The organism is uncultured Methanospirillum sp., assembly GCF_963668415.2.
In the GTDB taxonomy this organism is placed as follows: Archaea; Halobacteriota; Methanomicrobia; order Methanomicrobiales; family Methanospirillaceae; genus Methanospirillum.
The window spans coordinates 3,547,880-3,566,329 of the sequence record NZ_CAXXDL010000001.1; the positions used below are offsets into that span (position 1 = coordinate 3,547,880).

Genomic DNA, 18,450 nt, shown 5'->3' on the forward strand with positions numbered 1-18,450 from the left:
TCCATGAAAAAATCAGGTCATCAGCATACCCTTGAGAAATCGATCAGATCTGATCGATCTCAAGGCGGTAGGTGTACCATCCAAGCCTCGACCCTCCGATCGTTTCATAGAACCTGATCGACGGCTCATTCCATGTCAACACCATCCAGTCCATCCTTCCACATCCCCTTATTTTTGCTTCATTCAGGCAGTAATCAAAGAGTTGTCGTCCATACCCGTTGCCCCGGTATGATTCGAGAACAAAGATGTCCTCAAGAAATAAGGTAGGTCGTGCAAGAAAGGTTGAGTACGAGAAGAAAAAAGTCGCAAATCCGACCGGTGTGTCATTATGTCTGCCAATATATGCCTCAAACATTGGTGGTATGACAAGGAGATCATTCAGGAGTCGTGTCCTGGCACTCTCATCAGGGGGAGTGAGGTGTTCGTATCCCGCCAGTTCACAGAGGAGTGAGAAGAACTCGGGGAATGTGTCTTTTGTTACCTGTTCGATTGAAAAGAGACTCATCTGGCACTCCGTTCTTCTCTGCCATAATGCATCGAAAAAATAGTCAGGTACTCATCACCATAACAGGTGCTGTCTGATCGTAATGAGAATTCAGGACCCAGAGTTGCTTTGAACAGTTCATTCCACTCAGTCCGGAGCATATGGTAATCGGTCCTTACCCCTCGTGGCTGGGTAAGAATGGATATGAGTTCGGTCATGAGGAACGAGTCCACACAGTCTATAGCCAGGTCTACTGATGCATCATGCGCAAATACCTGATCGATAATTCTTCCATATACCTGGTAGACCGAAAGGGCAAGTTCGGGAGAGTATAACTCGGGAGTATCATGATTGGCATCAATTTCGAAGAGTAGAAAGTGATTGATCCACGGTTTCAGGTGTGAAAGATGGACCCGTTTATCCTCGACCGGCATGTGGTGATATGCGAGTGAACTCATTGCAATATCGAAATGCCTGCTGATTGATGAAGAACAGTCCTGAATCTTTGCACACTCTGTTGAAATGGTGACGGTCGAAAATGCAGCCGAGACATTCTGTGTGGCCAGATCTATCATTGCTGGTGATGAATCGATAAGTAGAATCTCTGAGATTCCCGGAATCTTTCCTGATTGGAAGAGACTGGTCAGGAATTTAACTGTGAGTGCCCCGTCTCCGCATCCGATATCCATAAACCTGATCTGATGATCAAATCCTGGCAGGGAATGAACAAATTGGTGTACCAACTGGGTTCTTGACTGGACCATGAACGGTACCTGGGAAAAGTGAATGAATGGTTTGGGATCTTTGAATGCTACAGCAGGAGGAATCATCTCTCCCCTATGCCGTTGGAGAAAACCCATCAGAAATGTCGATGAAAAGAGCCCGTCTTCTTCACAAAGGGTTCCGGTGTTGAGCCATTCATCTGACCGGTTATGAAATCCCTGAGCTGCAAGAGTGGTTGCGATATAATAATAAAACGCAGACTTCAGGTTAGATCTTATGATATCGGTATAATTCTCCGGACTTTTCTGAGTCGTGATCACTTCATTGGCATACCTGACCCAGTCGTTCTTCTCACGTTCTGATAGAAACAGCATATATCTGTACCCCTATTTTTTCGAAAGCGATGATTCCGAGTATGAAAATAGGGGTTGATTCTTGAAGATTGTTTTGTTTCTGCATGATTCAGGAGATGTATCATGAATGCAATACCGGTTTCCATTCTGATACTCAGAAGAATAAATAGAATCAGGGAGAGAAGATACCGGTACCGGAGGAGAGGTAGTCGTCAGGTAGTACCTTTCACACATAAATATGGCCAGATTTCCTTTTTTATCATCCCGGTCACGGGACATGTCTCCTGAAAACTCAATAGAAAAAAACTGTACTGAACTAACTGGAAAAAAGACCCTGGGTGAGCTCGGGAGTGCCATCGCTGTAATGGTGCTTGCATATTCTCCCCGTGATCTTGAACAGATGATATGGAACTTCTCTGAAAAGATTAAAGATTATTCGCCTGATCTTCGTAAACGCCTTGAAGAGGCGATAACTGCTCATCTACATGGAACATTTCAGCAGATCCGACTCATGAACCAGCAGGGTGTATTTGAGAGCATGCAGGAAACGCTCCCTGATAGTGCATCTGATTACTGGGCGATGGTTCTTTCGCAGTGTTCAACCAATGATGCAAAAGGGGACCAGATCAGGTTTCTGAAGTTCTTGCTCTCCGGGTTCTGCATGTTTGTTCAGAAGATACCTGGTCATCCGGTTGGTATGCCATTTCCGGGCGGGGATAAGGTGGATTTCGTCGACGGGATCTATTACTGTCCGGTCAGGACCAAGGCCAACGATGTCGATGCCGCTTTATGCCCGTTCTGTCCGGCAGAACAGACCCCGGAGATTGGGTATCTCAAGCCCCCGGTCAATGCCAGTGAGCACCGGAAGCAGGAGTTTATCAAGAACTGCTATGACTTTCACCATTTTAACGGGTGAAACCCTTTTTTCCTGACTCCGCATTTGTCTTCGTATCTGAACGTGTGACTCTCACATCGCTTATCTACCCTCATCCGATGACAAAAACTGCGGAATTTCAAGAAAAAAGATGTACGGGTTATGGGATAGGCTATGAATCAGTTATTCTGAGAGCCTCTGCAAGATGACTGCTCTGCATGTCCGGGTTTGTAACCGAGACATTCCACATCCCTGCTGAACCGGTGGGGATGGAAAACGAGCATGAAAGTGTCTGGTTGGAGAGCAGGGCAGGATGTTTCCCGGAAATCGTCATCTCATCTTTTTCAATATCTGCATTGATTCCTGGCAGGAACCCATTGCCCTGGATGATCACGCTGATATCATTCCCTGACCTGGCTGACCCGGGTCTGATGGTGGTTACAACCGGGGGTGACAGCGGCCTGACCATGAATGTATCGGCCAGAATGCCTGCCTTGCCATCCGGGTTGGTGACTGAAAGATTGTATATGCCCAGTAGAGAGGTGATAGGAATCCGGAGTGAACAGGTGAGCGCTGTTGAATTCAACAGAGTCAGGTTGTCCCCGGTGATACGAGAGCCTTCATGCTGCAGGGAGATCGTGGAAATGTTATTAAAATTCCTTCCGGTAATCGTAAGTTGAAGATTATCTCCAGGACTGCCCTCACCCGGGTGGATGCCTGAAATCACAATATCTGGATCAACAACTCTTACGATTCTTCCATCGTAATTGATAACAAGCGGTGTAGGAAGCAATTTGATATATGAGGTAAGAGAATCAACATCAAGCGGACCGGTCACTCCTGGCTGCGAGATCTTCATAACCGTGTATCCGTCACCACCCGAGGCCAGATAGGAGACAGTTGCAATAGAGTACCATCTGGCTGGTTCTATTGGTGTTCCATTGCGTGATATACTGAGTATCCTGGAATTGACAGGTTTTGAATCATCATACGTGTAGTTGAACCCGGAAATTTGTAACATATGGTCAGTGGCAACTGTCCGGTTCCATTGCTGCTCAAGAACAAGTCTAATCTGCTCACCTGTCATGTTCACGGTTATGATGTTGTTTCCAAATGGCAGCATCTCATACATCTTACCGGTGGTAATATTTCCCGGGTAAATATCTGCACGGACTGCACCCTCGTTGATCATCCCAAGGTCAGACTGCATAGTATATCTCATCGAGTCAGTCACCAGATCATAGAGGTTGGATTCACCATCTGCATCTCTTGCAACGCTGATGTTCATCTGTGTTGAGGAGATAACCGTGTTGATCAACGGGCTTGTGAGATTGATCGTGTCATTTAGGAGTCTGGCAGCCTCTTGGTTTGGTCTCGTTCCTGAATCCCTGTTTGTGTACGGGACTATGATAGAAGCGGTCTTCCAGGTGATATCCCGACTTGCCGGGTCTACTGCCAGGCTGATATTAGCAAATCCTTTGCTATATGAGTACGCCTGAGTTACAAGAACTGAAATGTTCCCTGCATTTGGCAGGAATGCATTGGTGAAGTTGTGAGTGTGACCTGAAATGACGACATCAACATCGCTGTCGAGCCGGGAAACAATATCTACGACTCTTCCCGTCACCTGTGTGTCAGATTTAGTCTGGCCGTCATATGGACTCTGCGATCCACCTTCGTGGAGCAGGACAACAAATGCATGAAGTCCGAGTCGTTGGAGATCTTTTACCTGTTTATTGATGGAGTCTGCCTCGTCAAGGAAGGTGAGATCTTTCACATTATCATGGGAGACAATGGAGGGGGTAGAGGTTGTTACTGCTCCGATAAAGGCAACTGGAATGGTATCTATCGTTTTTATTGTATACGGAGGAAGCAGAAGTTCTCCTGAACTATTGTATATCACATTTGATGCAGAAAATGATGCATCAGATCCCGGATATGGATCCTGAAGATGAGGGATTGTTGTATCTGCATTCCCACCCTCGATCTTGCGCATAAGTTCTGATATGTTGCGGTCAAACTCATGATTACCCACGGTTGCCACAACCGGGCAAGAGGTAATAGGCTGGTATGTCCTGTTTCCTGAAGTATTTCCTGAAAAGAGATTGTAAAAGAGCAAGGTAGGTTCATCGAGGAGAAGGCCTGACTCTGGCGTTGATGCTCCTGTGATGTCCCCCGGTAGAGCAATGATCGTTCTGTTTGCACCTGACACATTCACTACATCAGTCAGGTATGTGGCCAGGGAGCCAAGCCCGCCGACCGGAGAGTTGTTGACCATCTTTCCGGATGTTATCTGACCGTGAAAGTCATTGATTGCCAGGATTGTGAGGTTTACCGGTTGATCAGTATTCTGCGATGATACTTCTGCAAAAGAGATGCCGGTTATCCCCCATGTCAGCAGGAGTATTAAGAGCAATACCCCCTGAGATCTCCTGGTAACGCCAGATTGATGCCTGTGTTCAGTCATATCCTCATCCATTCCACTCATTCAAGTACAATCTTCATCTCTTCCTTTACATAAATTGACAACCAACGGATGTTCATGTCATCATCCGGCCGGTTCTTTGAGATCCATACCCGTATATCTTCAGGTACTCAAGGATCGATATGAACCTCTCACTGCGTGATGATTTTATCAGACTCTGGGGTCGGTATTTTCCCGGTGAACCACTGCCGATTACCTTTGAGTTCTCTTCTGAACTTCGCGGCCTTGACCCTCCCGGACCATCAGACAAGTGGAAGTGTCTTGTCTGCGATCTCACAAAGGTCAGGAACGGAAAAAACCTTGTTCTTGATGCCTCTTCGGTCACATGCAAAGGCGGGCAGAGGTACTGCGGGTACGGAGTAGGAGATATACCCTACTTCAATTATTTTCTCTCGTATGGTCTCGAAGGAAAGACTGAAGGAGAACGGTACAAAAAATCTCCTGAAGTTGTTGATGAGTGGATGAAAGATTATGAGCCTCTTCCTTCAGCGGGTAAAAATCTCATCTTCAAGCGATGGGACAACCTGACTGAAAAGGATAACCCGGTAGCTGTGATCTTCTTTGCACATGGAGAGGTGCTGTCTGGATTATTTACCCTCGCGAATTTTGATCGAAGTGATCCCTTCGGGGTGATCACTCCGATGGGGGCAGGATGCTCATCTCTGATCTACTATCCCTGGCATGAAGAACAGTCTGATGACCCAAGGGCGGTGCTCGGGATGATGGATCCTTCTGCACGACCGTGCGTTCAGATGGATATGCTCTCCTTCGCTCTTCCCATGAAGAAGTTCACCGGGATGGTTCAGGACATGGAAGAGAGTTTTCTTACAACCCCTGCATGGGATCGTGTCAGGGTAAAGATAGAGCAGGGGCACGAATCACACAAAATATAGAGAAAGCGTCAAAATCGTCTATGTCCTTGATATTTGCACCGAAATTCTTTGACGTGACCATTGTATAGTTTCCCCTCAAAATTGTAAAGGTGTTTTTCAAAAAACCTCCCCTATCATCCTCCCTCCCTGAGGAACGGTACAAGTGGGTGGCTCTCACCGTCGCTTCACTTGGTACGCTGGTCGGTATTCTGAATGCCAGCACCCTGATCATCGCTCTTCCGACGATGATGGTCGGCCTCAACACCACGCTCGTGAATGTGATGTGGGTGCTGATCGCCTACATGCTGGTTATGACGATCCTTGCCCCGGCAAGTGGGCGTCTTGCAGACATGTATGGCAGGAAAAAGATCTACATCTTCGGTCTTGTCACCTTCACTATTGCGTCCCTCCTGTGTGGAATAGCTGCAGATGTGTACCAGTTGATAGGATTTCGTGTATTCCAGGCTATTGGTGGTGCAATCATTGTCGCAAACGGGACAATCATTGTTGCTGATGCGTTTCCAAAACATGAACTGGGCCGTGCCATGGGTATCCTCTCGATGATCATGGCAGGGACGTTTGCCATAGGTCCGGTCATCGGCGGCTTTTTAACCCTCATTGACTGGCGTCTAAACTTCTTTTTAAATATCCCTATTGGAATCTTTGCAAGTTATTACGCCCATAAAAACCTGAAAGAAGTGCAGGAGTTTTCAGGACTCGAATCCTTTGATCTCAAGGGGATGATCCTGTTTGCTGTTGCCTTTCTCTCCCTGACTGTGTATGGCAGTGCAGGCTTCATGGTGGGCCTGTTTGATCCACTCATGCTGACATTACTCTGTATCGGCCTGGTAACACTGGGGGCATTTATCAGACAGGAGATGACCTTCCCGTATCCTATGATAGATCTCTCACTCTTTAAGAGCAGAATATTCCTGTTCGGCCAGTCAAGTGCATTTATTAACGCGATTGCACGAGGTGCAGTGATGATGCTTCTGATCCTCTTCTTCCAGGGGTTGCAGGGGTATGATCCCCTGATCGCCAGTATCCTTGTTGTCCCGATGGCGATCGGAATTGTGGTATCTGGGCCGATCGGTGGATCACTCTCTGACCGGTACGGGTCGAGGCTGATAACCACCCTCGGGCTCGGAATATCACTCGTGGGACTGGTCGGTCTTGCCTTGATGCAGTATGATACCGCTTACTGGATCATTGCTGTCTGGCTCTTTATCAACGGGTTTGGATCTGGTCTTTTCCAGCCCCCGAACACGAGTGCTATCATGACATCAGTTCCGCTGGACCGAAGAGGGGCCGCCTCTGCCATGAGGGCATTTTTCCAGAATACCGGAATGGTCATATCGATGACGATCGCGATGCCGCTCCTGATAAATACAGTTCCGCTTGACGAGATGATGAACATGTTTATCTTTGGAGGAGTTCATCAGCCGGTCGCAATTCAGGTTGCGTTTACCCACGGTATCACCCTGGCCTTCTGGATATCGTCAGCAATAACAATCTTTGCAATTATCGTCTCTGCCATGCGGGGAACAGGAGACACGATGCGGGGAGTGCAGGCATAATACAATATCCAACTTCTTTTTTCAGTGCGTGAAATAATTAAGCAATATTTTATTGGGGTTTATGACAAACGCTGAATGTGAACCCGCTAACATTACTCATATCATTTTCTCCATGGATCATCTTCGGTGTCCTTGCAGGACACAGTCTTTTTCAACTTGAAGCATGTCTGGTTATCTGTCTGCTTCTTTCGGTAGTTGTCAGCTGGTCTGACCTGAAGAATAAACTGATTGTTCCCTGGGTAACATTACTATATTTCTTTATAATCTGTGTTTTGGTAATTCCCCTCAAGTTTTATGCAGTAATCCCCTATATCGGTCTCATCTCAAGCCTGGTCCTCACTCTGATTGCATTTGGTTCGATTGCAATCGGCAGCTCCTTTACTATCCAGTATGCAAAAAAGGAGGTTCCAAAGGAGAAATGGAACGATCCAAACTTTATCAGGATTAATCAGGTCATGACCGGGTTCTGGGGACTGCTGTTTTTCATCGGAGCAGTGAAGAGTGTTATCGAACTCTTTATCCCTGATTTCTTCGGTGTACTGGGTGATGCCTTCCTCTGGATATCAATGATCATTGGAATTGCGTTTACCATCAAGTATCCACCCTATGCCAGGAAGAAGATCACAGAGAAAATGGCACAGTAATCCTTCTTCCCTATCTTCTTTATGCCGGACTGTGCTGTGATCGAATGATTGATGTATCGCGATGATCTTTTCATCAATCTCCATCAGCACAATTCGCCAGAGTATTCATGACTGGTGGGTGGATTTAAGCGTCTAAAACTCCAATATTCTGCCTCTGTATTTAACAATTTCTCTGTTCTTTTATTCTGTGATCTGTAATCATGAAACCTCTGCCAGATATTGACTCATCACTTCCTAAAACCGCATCTCTCAATCTTCGACAGATAATTGCCCTCTATATCGGTTCGGTTCTGGGCTCCGGGATTCTTTTGCTTCCCGGGCTTACTGCAGAACTAGCAGGACCGGCATCACTGCTGGCCTGGCTTATCATGAGCCTTCTTGCGATCCCGATGGCTCTGACCATGGGGTTGCTCTCAATTAAACTTCCTCATGCCGGCGGTGTTTCGCATTTTGTCTCGCGAGCATTCAATCCGGCTATCGGATCACTTGTGGGTTATTATTTCCTGTTATCAGCGATCATGGCTGTCCCGGTAATAGCCCTCACCGGTGCAGGATACACTTGTAGTGCCTTTGTCCTTGGTGATTCAGCCCGCATTCCAGTCACGGCCTGCATTCTTGCAATTGGTCTCCTCTCCAATTATCTTGGAATGAAACTGACCGGGCAGATTCAGCTGGCAGTTGTGGTGGCAACGATCGGCATTCTTGTCGGGGCAGTTCTTGGTAGTCTTCATTCGATAGATCCTGCAAATATGACACCATTTCTACCACACGGATGGATCAGCGTGGGACATTCAGCGACTCTGATCTTCTGGTGTTTTCTCGGATGGGAGGCCATATCCCATGTAACTGAAGAGTTTGAGGATCCCCGGCGTGATGTCCTGAAGGGAACTATCATCGCATCGGTCCTGATCAGTATCCTGTACCTGGCAACGGTGAGTGCTGTCATCGGAACCCACAGTTACGGGCCGGGAATATCTGAAGTCTCTTTGATACATCTGATTGGAATCGCTGCCGGACAGAATGGGATGTTTATCACCGGGTTTGTCACGCTTTTTATCACGATAGCACCGTCAATTGCATATATCGGTGCTGCCTCACGGCTCGCATATACTCTTGCACAGAACGGTAGTGCCCCTCAAAGGCTCTCCCTTCTTTCCCGCCGGTACTCAACACCAGTGGGCGGACTGCTATTTCTCATGGTGTGTTTTGCAGTAATCCTTCTGGTATACAGCACAGGAATTGTCTCGCTTGCAACTCTTATCCAGATCCCGAATGCGACATTTATTCTCACGTACCTCGGGGGATCTGCTGCCGGGCTTGTTCTACTCAAAGAGAGCGGTCTTGGAAGGATAGTGAGCGGGATCTCGTTTCTTCTCACCGGTGCAATATTGTTTTTTGTTGGATGGGCCATTGTCTGGCCGATTCTTGTAACGATAGCCTGGTGGATATACCGGACAATCACCATCAAGGATCTGAAGGCCTTCTATCAGAATAGAATATAAGGATCAGATGAATTATTGGGGGGTTAGTTGTACAGTACTAAACCCGGCGCCTGAATATATGAAATATATTCAGATAAACAGTTCCTTCAATGGTGTGGTTGGTGTGTCTCTTGTGGTCTTGATGACCTGTTGATCAGAAAAAGAACGGGTTATACACGTACCCGGATAATCAGTTCATCATTCAAAAATAGAGCAAAGAATTGTGATGAGGTTAGGTTACAACTATTGCATTTGGAATCATCAGGCTGGCACCATAATTTGAATTGGTTGCAGACAATGTAACTGGATATGAACCTTTTGTTGTATATGTGTGGGATGTGTTCTGCAGTGATGATTGTGCCCCGTCCCCAAAGTCCCATACCCATGAGATCGGGTTTCCAGAACTTAAATCCCTGAAGTCAACGACGAGTGGTGCATTTCCTGCTGCCGGATATGCAGAGAATTGTGTGATGATATTACCTGGAACCGGAGTCAGAGTTGGCTCTGGAACAGGCCCGTCTGTCACGGTAATGTAATTGTTCCAGACCGCATAACCCCCTGTCTGGCTATTGAGGGCACGTAATGTCACTGTGTATGTTCCCGGAATCTCGTATGAATGAATCGGGTTCCGGGTTGTATTAGTTGTTCCGTCCCCGAACTGCCAGAACCATGAGGTGGGTGAGCCAAGAGACTGCTCTGATGAGAACGAAATAGTCAGAGGTTTCTCCCCGTACCGATCTGAAGCATTAAAGAATACATGAACCTGACCGGGTGTTGCATTTGCGATCGCCCGAATTGTGTGATCATCAGTCAGTTCAGTAAAGGTCCAGGTGGTTACGTTTGATTTGGATACAGAGTCTACAACGAGATCAGTAACGTCAGCACCGGGCTTTGCCTGGGTGATAAATGTCTGGTTCGTATATGATCGATAAGAACTATTCCCATTAGGTGTAATGACTGCCCAGTCATTTACAGAAGCATTAATGGTTACTGTTTTCTGGGGAATGAGCGGTGCAGTATCGTATATTCCAGATTTTAATACTACTTCGTATGGTGTGGTAGAATACCCGGTAACAGAGGGAGTCTGCTTATCAGACCATCCTGTTCCGTTCTGATTACTCCAGTAGTTACCGGCAATAAAGGGACCTCCTACAACATTTGTTCCAGGTTGTGGACCTGCAGGGTTTGTCCAGATATAATGAAATTTACTAAAATTCTTCGATCCGCCAATATTTGTTTCACTTCCAAAGTAATTGTTGTAAATTTTTCCTTCTCCGGTTGTGTCTTCATATGCATTTATAAAAATGCAATATTGGCTAGTTTTATCGATATGGTTACCTGTAATGGTTGTATTGGGTAAATCTATGATTACTGCTCCGATTGATACATTTGAGATAATATTGTTAATGATTGTAGAGTCGTAACCAAGTATTTCTATACCAAAATCTGCTGTGTCACGGATAATATTATCAGATATTGTGCCGTTATTTCCCATAATTCCAATGCCATTTTGATTTGTATATGCTCTGTTGTTTCTGACTAAACATGAGTTTCCCATTGCTACTAACCCGAATCCATTATTATTCAAAGTATTTTCAGAGAATGTCAGATTTTCTCCATATGAATAAATACCATATCCATACCAACTGGTTGCTGAGGAGATGGTATTTTGTGTAATTATTGAATCATCTCCCATAATATGCAAATTTTCGCGGCTCTGGCTGATCTCATTGCCTCTTATTATGGATCCAATACCTGTAACGGCAACACCAAAATATCCATTTTTTATAACCTTATTCCCATCAATTATTGAGTTATTACCGTAACATCCCATTCCGAACATATTGTCATGAACTGTATTTTTTGTTACCATTGCACCGGTGCTATACATGTAACTTCCAAAATTACTGTTGTTATACAGGGAATTTTGAGTCATTGTGATGTCAGTTCCGGTTGCATTGATCCCGTTATAGTCGTTATCTGATATCGAATTATTAATGAAAGATACCTGATCGCTAAAAGAATCAATACCAAAGTAAAATTCTCTGATGCCGGCGAAATCCCTGACCGTCACATTTCGTTCTCCAGAACTCAGTATCCCGGTATTTTCAAAATTACCGTAAATTGACTGTGCATTTCCTTCAAGAGTCACATCTGAAGCCCCGATCCATATTGCTGATGTATTATTTGTAGAAAAACCGTCTTGAAGTGTGTAGGTTCCAGACTCATAGATATAGTAACTTGGATCCGTTCCGGTGGGATTAAAATAATAATATCCACTCCCTTCCGGAGTAGGAGAGATAGGAACCAGGATTGCACTAGCCATCGTTTCCATACCAGAAACAACAAATGATTGTGCTGAAACAACCTGATTGGTATCTTTTCGTGTCAGGGCTGATAACAGGTTTTTGGTATTGTTTACCGATGGCGGAGGAATTATGATCTCTTCAGGCTCCGGAATATTTGACAGAGAATAATTCAGAAAATTTTCAAAACCTGGTGCAATAATCTTGTTGTCAGCTCCACAACCAACTACCCCGAAAGATACTAGGAGTACCAGACAGAGAAATAGAGTTGTAATACGTCTGGTATATGAGTACATCAGATACCTCCATCCAGAGATCCCTGGTTCGTTCTCCACCTTTCATCTCTTGTTTGTATTCCCTGTTCGCTGTTGTGGAAATCCTTTCTGATCTCCAGCCAATTGATATCATCCATTGAACCCATCGTTTTTTCCATCCAATTTAAGCCAAACCCAGGAGAGTAATATTATTGGTATATAATAGTATCAAAAATATAAAATTATGCATTTATAATTCTGTATTATCGGGTTTGAATTGATCATTATACATACCATCTGGCATTAGCAATCTGTATAAAACCTATATCCCTGGATTCACCATTTTCATCCAGGTATTCTGGAGTCATTCAAATCTTATGTGGCCGGATTCTGAGTTGCCTGAATCCAGGGGATAGATGATATGATCAGGTCCGCATGCCTGATCAGGATATATTCCGATGGTCCGTGCCGATACCCTGGTGATCGTTCTGTTGTCTGCAGTTACTGTATACAAAGTTCCTGCTGAGTAATCCTTTCCGGTCGGCCCATTGATCCCGTTCTGGAAATTGGTTATCTCTTCGACCACCGGATATTGACCAATTTGTTCGGTTTTGATAAAATGAGCACGTTTATGCCCGGCCATGATAATCGTCGGCCCCTGGATAATATTTGTATTGATATCTCTGCCGAGTCGCGATACACTCCCGTTCATATCCATGTAATAATGGGTTGCTATAAGAGTCAGTTGATGTGGTGACTGGTTGAGAGATTGTCTGATATTGCTGAAGTCTTTGGATGGGAGGGTCTTTTTAACATACGGAATAGTGACAAGATTGAAGTCATTGAGTGTGGTGATAGAGTACCGATCTGTATTCCCGGTATAGGCTGAGTAGTACCGGTCATCTTTCCCATAATTGGTGTCATGATTTCCAGCGGTAACATAGATCGGAATTGAGGTCTTATTGACTGCAGCTGCATACGCATCCCATTCCTCCCTGCTATCAAAGGTATTCACAAGATCCCCGGTGATGATTATTGCCGAAATATTGTACCTGTCTCTGATTGAATCGAGGTAGGTAAAGGTGTAGTTATAGGTGTCATGATACCCGGTCGCAAGGTTCTGCGTATCTGACAGATGCACAATGGAGTATATTGTGGTGTTTGATGCTTTTGAGCTGGTAGTTCCCTGATCCGGTTCGGCTGTGACACATATCTGGAAGAGTACTACGACAATAATTACGAAAATAGCGATAAAAAACCATCTGAACTTCATAAAACCTGTATGTTCCTCTTTTGTGGAGATCGTCAGGTAGGTTTTGTCTGGTTGTTTAAATATCTGCTTCATCAGGTCAGAACAGCGGGAAAGACCTGAAAATCTTTCTTCTGGTATCCAGGCCTGTCAGGCCTATGCCATGGGCAAGGAAGATGTGTTACTGATAAAAAAAGGAGTGCTTATGCCTTTTTTCGGTATACGTTGAGGCCGATCTTGATATCATCGTTATCGGGTATCGATATGTTGCCCTCTGATGAGCCGATTACAATTGACTTTCCTGATTTTGATTCACCAAAATCTTTTGAAAGATCGACAGTGATTGTGAGGGTGGATCCCTCAATCTTCATCTCCATATTCTTCATAGTAGTAGTGTTTACCCGGCATAGAATATCTTTTTCGATTGATTATCTCTCAACTGAAAAACAAGTCGGTTCTTTCAAGGTGTTCACGTTATGGTATGGATACCGGGTTTGGGGAAGAGCCACGAAACATTTAACAATTCAGACCAACTCTAGTGAATGTCTTCATCTTATTGTATCATTGCCCTCCTTTTCTGCTTCCTGATTTTCACTCCAGTCAGTGCTGATCTGAAAGTTCATTTTCTTGACGTGAACGAGGGTGATGCAGTTCTTTTACAGACTGATGGGAAGAATATGCTGATAGATTCGGGCACTGCCAGTTCAGGAAACCTAACAAAACATTATCTGAAGTCACTCAAAATTAGCGACTTCGACCAGGTACTGGTGACAAGCCCTGAAGAAGGAAGGACCGGGGGACTTACAAACATCCTCAATGACACTCCTGCAAGGCACTATTCAGATGGCGGATGGAATGTGTCTGATGGATCATACCGGGATGTTATCACGAAACTTGATGAAGATCAGATTCCCAGAACAAAAGTTCTGGCCGGAAGTGACATTCAGTTTGCAGAAGGGGTGAACATCACAATAGTAAGTCCTTCAGACGTGACCGGTGAAGCAGGAGCAGATACACTCGTCCCCCTGATAACGTATGGAAACACCCGGCTTCTTCTTATGGGGAGTCAGCAGAGTGTTCCCGGAAATGTCAGTGCGCAGATTATGAGGGTTGCCGATCATGGGTCACGGCAGGGAACAGATCCTGGTTTTGTCATGAAAGTTCATCCGGAAATTGCCATTGTCAGTACTGGTGAAGGGAACCCGGTCGGAAATCCTATCCCGACAACGCTGAATATTCTGCAGACCGCAGGAGCTCAGGTGATGCGGACAGATAGTGACGGAACAATCACCATTACCACAGATGGGACTGATTATTCTGTTGGAAAACTCAGGATGGAGCCTGAGATCACCCTCTCACTTATCAGTGTTGTAGAGACCCGGCCACCTGCCTGAATTTGGGTATAATCATTTTTTGGAGTTACAGATGATCAGTCACCACGGCTGCGGGAGTTTTAAAACCCCAATGGTGGCCCTTTAGGAGCCCTGGTAGGAACGATGAAAAGGATTTTTAGGCAAAAAGAGATCTACATTTCCACTCTTGTGACAACTCCGTGGACTTTGTGAGGCGGGAGCCGGTAGTACTGAACAAACGAAGGGCAGAGTCGTTTGATCAGATAGAAGATCTGCCAGATCAGATTCCTGGTCACTATCTCTTCCATCCCGTAAAAGATTGTCTTTTCTTCGATTCCTGCCTGACGAATAATGAACATCAGGTCGATAACCTGCATGTACCCATATCTGACCGAGAGTGTGGCAAGACCTGGTGCAATCTCTTTAGCGACATTGTACTCAAGACCATACGGCTTTTCGGTAATATCTATAGAGACAAGGACGTTGTTGTGATAGATGATCTCATTGTTGAACATCGTCCGTGAGATGTACGTCGGGACACTCTCGATAGATCGTGCAAAGAAGATCGCTGTCCCTTTCAGATGCCTGCCACTGAAATATGCCCGGGTGTATCTTCTCAAAAACTGATCCTGGGTCATCGGGTGCATGGCCCGGTATAACGCCTTCTGCCCATGGGTGTAGATCAGGATGATAGAGAAGGGTATTGAGGCGATGATCAGTGAGAGGTATCCGCCATGAGTGACCTTACTGAATGTGGACAGGAAGTAGGTTATATCAAGGGATGTGACCAGGACAGCAACCCCTGCATGCAGGTACTGCTTTCTTACCAGGAAGATAGAGATCATGAATGTCCCGGTTATGGACATCGTTCCGGTGACTGCCAGGCCGTAGGCATTTGCAAGCCGGTCTGAGTACTGGAACATCAGAAGTACCAGGATCACAGCGATGCATAACAGCCAGTTTACCGTGTTGATATAAATCTGGGTCCTGAGTTCGTCAGATGTATAATCGATGTGAAGCATCGGGAGAAGATGGGTGGTGATCGCCTGGTATATGATCGAGAAGATCCCGCTGATGACCGCCTGAGAGGCGATGACTGTTGCAGCAATCATCAGGATAAGGAATGGAATATACAGAATCTCTATCTCGGTGAAGACCATCTGGAAGAGAGGATTCCCCACATTAGAATGTCTAAGAAGGAATGCTGCCTGGCCGAGATAGGATGAAAGCACCGAGATAAAAACAAGAATCCAGGCATATCGTATCGGCTCCCTGCCCAGATGGCCCATATCTGCGAAGAGCGCCTCAGCACCGGTTGCACAGAGAACAATAAGGGACATCGCAAAGAACCCGTGAATCCCGTTATGCAGGAAGAACTTGGCTGCATATATCGGATTGATGGCAGTGATGATCTCAGGGCTTAAGATGATCGAGAAGAGCCCGGTGAGAAAAAGAGCCACAAACCATATGATCATAATCGGTCCGAAGATATCTGAGACTCCTTCGGTTCCTTTTCGCTGGAAGTAAAACAACCAGCACGCGATGATGATTGCAAGAAGAATAAGCCATTCCTGGGCGATGCTCTCCATGCCCGGGATCTGTCTGATCCCTTCAACCGCTGACAGGATACTGATTGCAGGGGTTATGACACATTCTCCGATCATCAGAGAGATACCGAGGATGGCAAGGAGAGTAAATATTGATGCCGAACGTGGATGCCTGATGAGTGGGAGCAGAATTCCTTTCAGTACAAGAGTTCCCCCTTCTCCGGTCTGTGAGAGTTTCATAGCCAGGATGGTGTACTGCACGGTCACCATCACGGTCAGCGTCCAGAAGATCAGCGAGATCGTTCCCATGATATTGGCACGGGTGGGCTCGATGAAAAGGTAAAGAACAGCAAGGGTATAGATCGGACTCGTACCGATATCACCGAAGACAAGACCTGCTGCTTTTTTTACTGACGCGGCCGAAGGAAGAGGCTCCATAAATCTGTATACTCAGTCAGAAGGATCAGATATGATTGTTACCGCCCGCAGGTCAAAATATGGACTCTGCTGGTCAGAGATAATCAATAAACCGGCTGATCTGATCCGGTGTTCCGAATGCATACACCGCATCTCCCGGGACAATCATGTGATCACGGTCTCCGGGAAAGATCAGGGCTCCTGCGTGATCCACGGCTATTACGACTGATCCTGTTGCTGCCCGTATGGCATCAGTAGAACTGACCTCGGTCTTTTTGATGTCATGATACCGAACAATCAGGAGGTTTTGGCCTCGCATGTTCATCAGTACCTGTGATGAGTCATAGAGGATCAGGCGACCGAGTGCCTGGGCGATGATGGTCGGGACATTGATGACATAATCAGCACCGGCCTGGTACATCCAGGAGACCGATTCCGGATCATTTGCCCTGCAGAATATTGTGAGATCTGGGTTCAGTTCACGTGCCATCAGGGTAGTGAAGAGGTTGATATCATCGTCATTGGTAACCACCAGAAGGAAGTGAGCGTTCTTTACTCCTGCTTCTATCAGGATCTCCTCTTTTTCGGCACTTCCAAGAACGGTTGGATGTGATGAGGCATCTGCATCGATGGTCCGCGTGGAAATTCCCAGTTTAGTAAGGTCACGCCCGATCATCACCCCCATGTCCCCGTACCCAGCGATGATGGCTGTCAGTTGTTTTTTATGGGGCGTGATGAATTGCTCCATCACCATTCTGAAGAGATTTGAATTATCACCAAGGAGAATCAGGACGGTTGATTCTTTGACAATATATGAATCAGAAGGGAAGAGAACTACATCTCCTTTGTCCAGAACAGCAAACGATCTAAATTGATACTCTTCAGGAAGGCAGAGTTCACCTAATGTTTTCCCTATTGCACGGCTTTTTCTGATCACCGGAATCCGTGTGATCTGGCAGGATCCTAGAACAGTTGAGGTCTTTGTCAGTACATCCTTCATCAAGTCACTGTCAGCAAGTATTGCCGGGTCAATATTGAGCAGGGCATGCAGGGCAGTGATAGCACCGAGAATATCCTTTGTTGAGATGACCTGGTCTGCTCCGCAGATCTTGAGGTACTTCTCAAGTGAGTTATCTGTTATCACCGCTATGATCTCTGTTGACGAGATCTTCTTAATCCCGAGTGTTACCCTGGCACTGATCCGCTCTTCAAGAAAGAGGATGATGTATCCTGCCTGTGCAACTCCTGCTGCCTTCCATGTCTTCTCTTCATGGTAATCACCCCAGATTACATGGATCTCCGGAGCCATCTTCGATGCAAGTTGCAATGCCTGGTCCCGGTCTGCTTCTATGAGAACCACGGTGGTGCCAATGACTTTCAGGTTGTCTATGACCTCCTGGATAACCCGTGAGTACCCGAAGATCACCACGTGATCCCTGGGGCTAAACGGGAGCTTTTGCGGAGGTACCGGCCGGATTCGTGATTGTATCATCGGGGTGATTAGAATATTAATGATCCCGAAGAATGCGACGATACCGGATGTCATGATCATGATGGCAACAAATGCCATCTCATCTGTTTTGAACGGAACAAATTCCCCGTACCCGACGGTGGTGATCGTCTCCATGACAAAGAGGAGCGATTTCATCAGGGAGACGTTCTGACCCTCGTAAATCGGATAATAATACCAGAAGATCAGCACATACGAGAGGATGACCAGGAAAAATGCAGTCATGTAGAGTATCAACTGCAACCGGTACGAATGGGTGATTCGGGTCCTGACTCGTATGATCAACTTTTTAAAGATATTCATATATTTCGCATATTCACCG

14 protein-coding genes are annotated in these 18,450 nt (G+C 45.9%); 6 read left to right on the forward strand and 8 right to left on the reverse strand.

What is annotated here, in order from left to right; all coding sequences use genetic code 11:
- Positions 1-43: 43 nt before the first annotated feature.
- Positions 44-505, reverse strand: coding sequence for a GNAT family N-acetyltransferase (locus ACHZA2_RS16750; RefSeq protein ID WP_319580647.1), 462 nt, complete (start codon positions 503-505; stop codon positions 44-46).
- Entirely contained in the window at positions 502-1,581 is a 1,080-nt protein-coding gene (locus tag ACHZA2_RS16755) for a class I SAM-dependent methyltransferase (RefSeq protein WP_319580648.1), read from the reverse strand. Before ACHZA2_RS16755 ends, ACHZA2_RS16750 begins: the two co-directional genes overlap by 4 nt.
- Before the next feature lie 256 nt (positions 1,582-1,837).
- Here ACHZA2_RS16755 and ACHZA2_RS16760 point away from each other — a divergent pair, with 256 nt between their 5' ends.
- Entirely contained in the window at positions 1,838-2,476 is a 639-nt protein-coding gene (locus tag ACHZA2_RS16760; protein ID WP_319580649.1) for a DUF2115 domain-containing protein, read from the forward strand.
- Positions 2,477-2,606: 130 nt separating this feature from the next.
- Here the strand turns inward: ACHZA2_RS16760 and ACHZA2_RS16765 are convergent, their stop codons facing one another.
- The gene (locus tag ACHZA2_RS16765) at positions 2,607-4,850 is read right to left on the reverse strand and encodes a 5'-nucleotidase C-terminal domain-containing protein (protein ID WP_319580650.1); all 2,244 of its coding nucleotides are present in this window, start codon (positions 4,848-4,850) and stop codon (positions 2,607-2,609) included.
- A gap of 191 nt (positions 4,851-5,041) precedes the next feature.
- Between ACHZA2_RS16765 and ACHZA2_RS16770 the strand changes: the two genes are divergently transcribed.
- The 4 genes from ACHZA2_RS16770 to ACHZA2_RS16785 all read left to right on the forward strand — a co-directional run bounded on the left by ACHZA2_RS16770 (position 5,042) and on the right by ACHZA2_RS16785 (position 9,514).
- Positions 5,042-5,812 (forward strand): DUF169 domain-containing protein, encoded by a 771-nt coding sequence (locus ACHZA2_RS16770; RefSeq protein ID WP_319580651.1) that lies wholly within the window; start codon positions 5,042-5,044, stop codon positions 5,810-5,812.
- Between the two features lie 146 nt (positions 5,813-5,958).
- On the forward strand, positions 5,959-7,368 hold the full coding sequence (locus ACHZA2_RS16775; protein WP_319580652.1) for an MFS transporter: 1,410 nt from the start codon (positions 5,959-5,961) through the stop codon (positions 7,366-7,368).
- Between the two features lie 77 nt (positions 7,369-7,445).
- Positions 7,446-8,012 (forward strand): hypothetical protein, encoded by a 567-nt coding sequence (locus ACHZA2_RS16780; RefSeq protein ID WP_319580653.1) that lies wholly within the window; start codon positions 7,446-7,448, stop codon positions 8,010-8,012.
- 200 nt (positions 8,013-8,212) lie between these two features.
- Complete coding sequence (locus tag ACHZA2_RS16785; RefSeq protein WP_319580654.1) at positions 8,213-9,514, forward strand: amino acid permease; 1,302 nt, start codon at positions 8,213-8,215, stop codon at positions 9,512-9,514.
- 211 nt (positions 9,515-9,725) lie between these two features.
- Here ACHZA2_RS16785 and ACHZA2_RS16790 read toward each other — a convergent pair whose 3' ends face one another.
- From ACHZA2_RS16790 to ACHZA2_RS16800, 3 genes are all read right to left on the reverse strand, one after another.
- Positions 9,726-12,095, reverse strand: coding sequence for a PKD domain-containing protein (locus ACHZA2_RS16790; protein ID WP_319580655.1), 2,370 nt, complete (start codon positions 12,093-12,095; stop codon positions 9,726-9,728).
- Positions 12,096-12,417: 322 nt separating this feature from the next.
- On the reverse strand, positions 12,418-13,398 hold the full coding sequence (locus ACHZA2_RS16795; RefSeq protein ID WP_319580656.1) for a metallophosphoesterase: 981 nt from the start codon (positions 13,396-13,398) through the stop codon (positions 12,418-12,420).
- A gap of 107 nt (positions 13,399-13,505) precedes the next feature.
- Complete coding sequence (locus tag ACHZA2_RS16800; protein WP_319580657.1) at positions 13,506-13,688, reverse strand: hypothetical protein; 183 nt, start codon at positions 13,686-13,688, stop codon at positions 13,506-13,508.
- A 156-nt stretch (positions 13,689-13,844) separates the two neighbouring features.
- Here ACHZA2_RS16800 and ACHZA2_RS16805 point away from each other — a divergent pair, with 156 nt between their 5' ends.
- Positions 13,845-14,696: a hypothetical protein gene (locus tag ACHZA2_RS16805; RefSeq protein WP_319580658.1), complete on the forward strand. Its 852-nt coding sequence runs from the start codon at positions 13,845-13,847 to the stop codon at positions 14,694-14,696.
- A 131-nt stretch (positions 14,697-14,827) separates the two neighbouring features.
- Here ACHZA2_RS16805 and ACHZA2_RS16810 read toward each other — a convergent pair whose 3' ends face one another.
- Both ACHZA2_RS16810 and ACHZA2_RS16815 read right to left on the reverse strand, forming a co-directional pair.
- Positions 14,828-16,639, reverse strand: coding sequence for a KUP/HAK/KT family potassium transporter (locus ACHZA2_RS16810; RefSeq protein ID WP_319580659.1), 1,812 nt, complete (start codon positions 16,637-16,639; stop codon positions 14,828-14,830).
- A gap of 73 nt (positions 16,640-16,712) precedes the next feature.
- The gene (locus ACHZA2_RS16815; RefSeq protein WP_319580660.1) at positions 16,713-18,431 is read right to left on the reverse strand and encodes an NAD-binding protein; all 1,719 of its coding nucleotides are present in this window, start codon (positions 18,429-18,431) and stop codon (positions 16,713-16,715) included.
- Between the last annotated feature and the right edge of the window lie 19 nt (positions 18,432-18,450).

Coding starts and splice junctions, on each gene's coding strand:
- ACHZA2_RS16800 (WP_319580657.1), bottom strand. CDS start 13,688: ATGAAGAATATGGAGATGAAGATTGAGGGATCCACCCTCACAATCACT.
- ACHZA2_RS16795 (WP_319580656.1), bottom strand. CDS start 13,398: ATGAAGCAGATATTTAAACAACCAGACAAAACCTACCTGACGATCTCC.
- ACHZA2_RS16790 (WP_319580655.1), bottom strand. CDS start 12,095: ATGTACTCATATACCAGACGTATTACAACTCTATTTCTCTGTCTGGTA.
- ACHZA2_RS16810 (WP_319580659.1), bottom strand. CDS start 16,639: ATGGAGCCTCTTCCTTCGGCCGCGTCAGTAAAAAAAGCAGCAGGTCTT.
- ACHZA2_RS16815 (WP_319580660.1), bottom strand. CDS start 18,431: ATGAATATCTTTAAAAAGTTGATCATACGAGTCAGGACCCGAATCACC.
- ACHZA2_RS16770 (WP_319580651.1), top strand. CDS start 5,042: ATGAACCTCTCACTGCGTGATGATTTTATCAGACTCTGGGGTCGGTAT.
- ACHZA2_RS16785 (WP_319580654.1), top strand. CDS start 8,213: ATGAAACCTCTGCCAGATATTGACTCATCACTTCCTAAAACCGCATCT.
- ACHZA2_RS16805 (WP_319580658.1), top strand. CDS start 13,845: ATGTCTTCATCTTATTGTATCATTGCCCTCCTTTTCTGCTTCCTGATT.
- ACHZA2_RS16760 (WP_319580649.1), top strand. CDS start 1,838: ATGTCTCCTGAAAACTCAATAGAAAAAAACTGTACTGAACTAACTGGA.
- ACHZA2_RS16750 (WP_319580647.1), bottom strand. CDS start 505: ATGAGTCTCTTTTCAATCGAACAGGTAACAAAAGACACATTCCCCGAG.
- ACHZA2_RS16755 (WP_319580648.1), bottom strand. CDS start 1,581: ATGCTGTTTCTATCAGAACGTGAGAAGAACGACTGGGTCAGGTATGCC.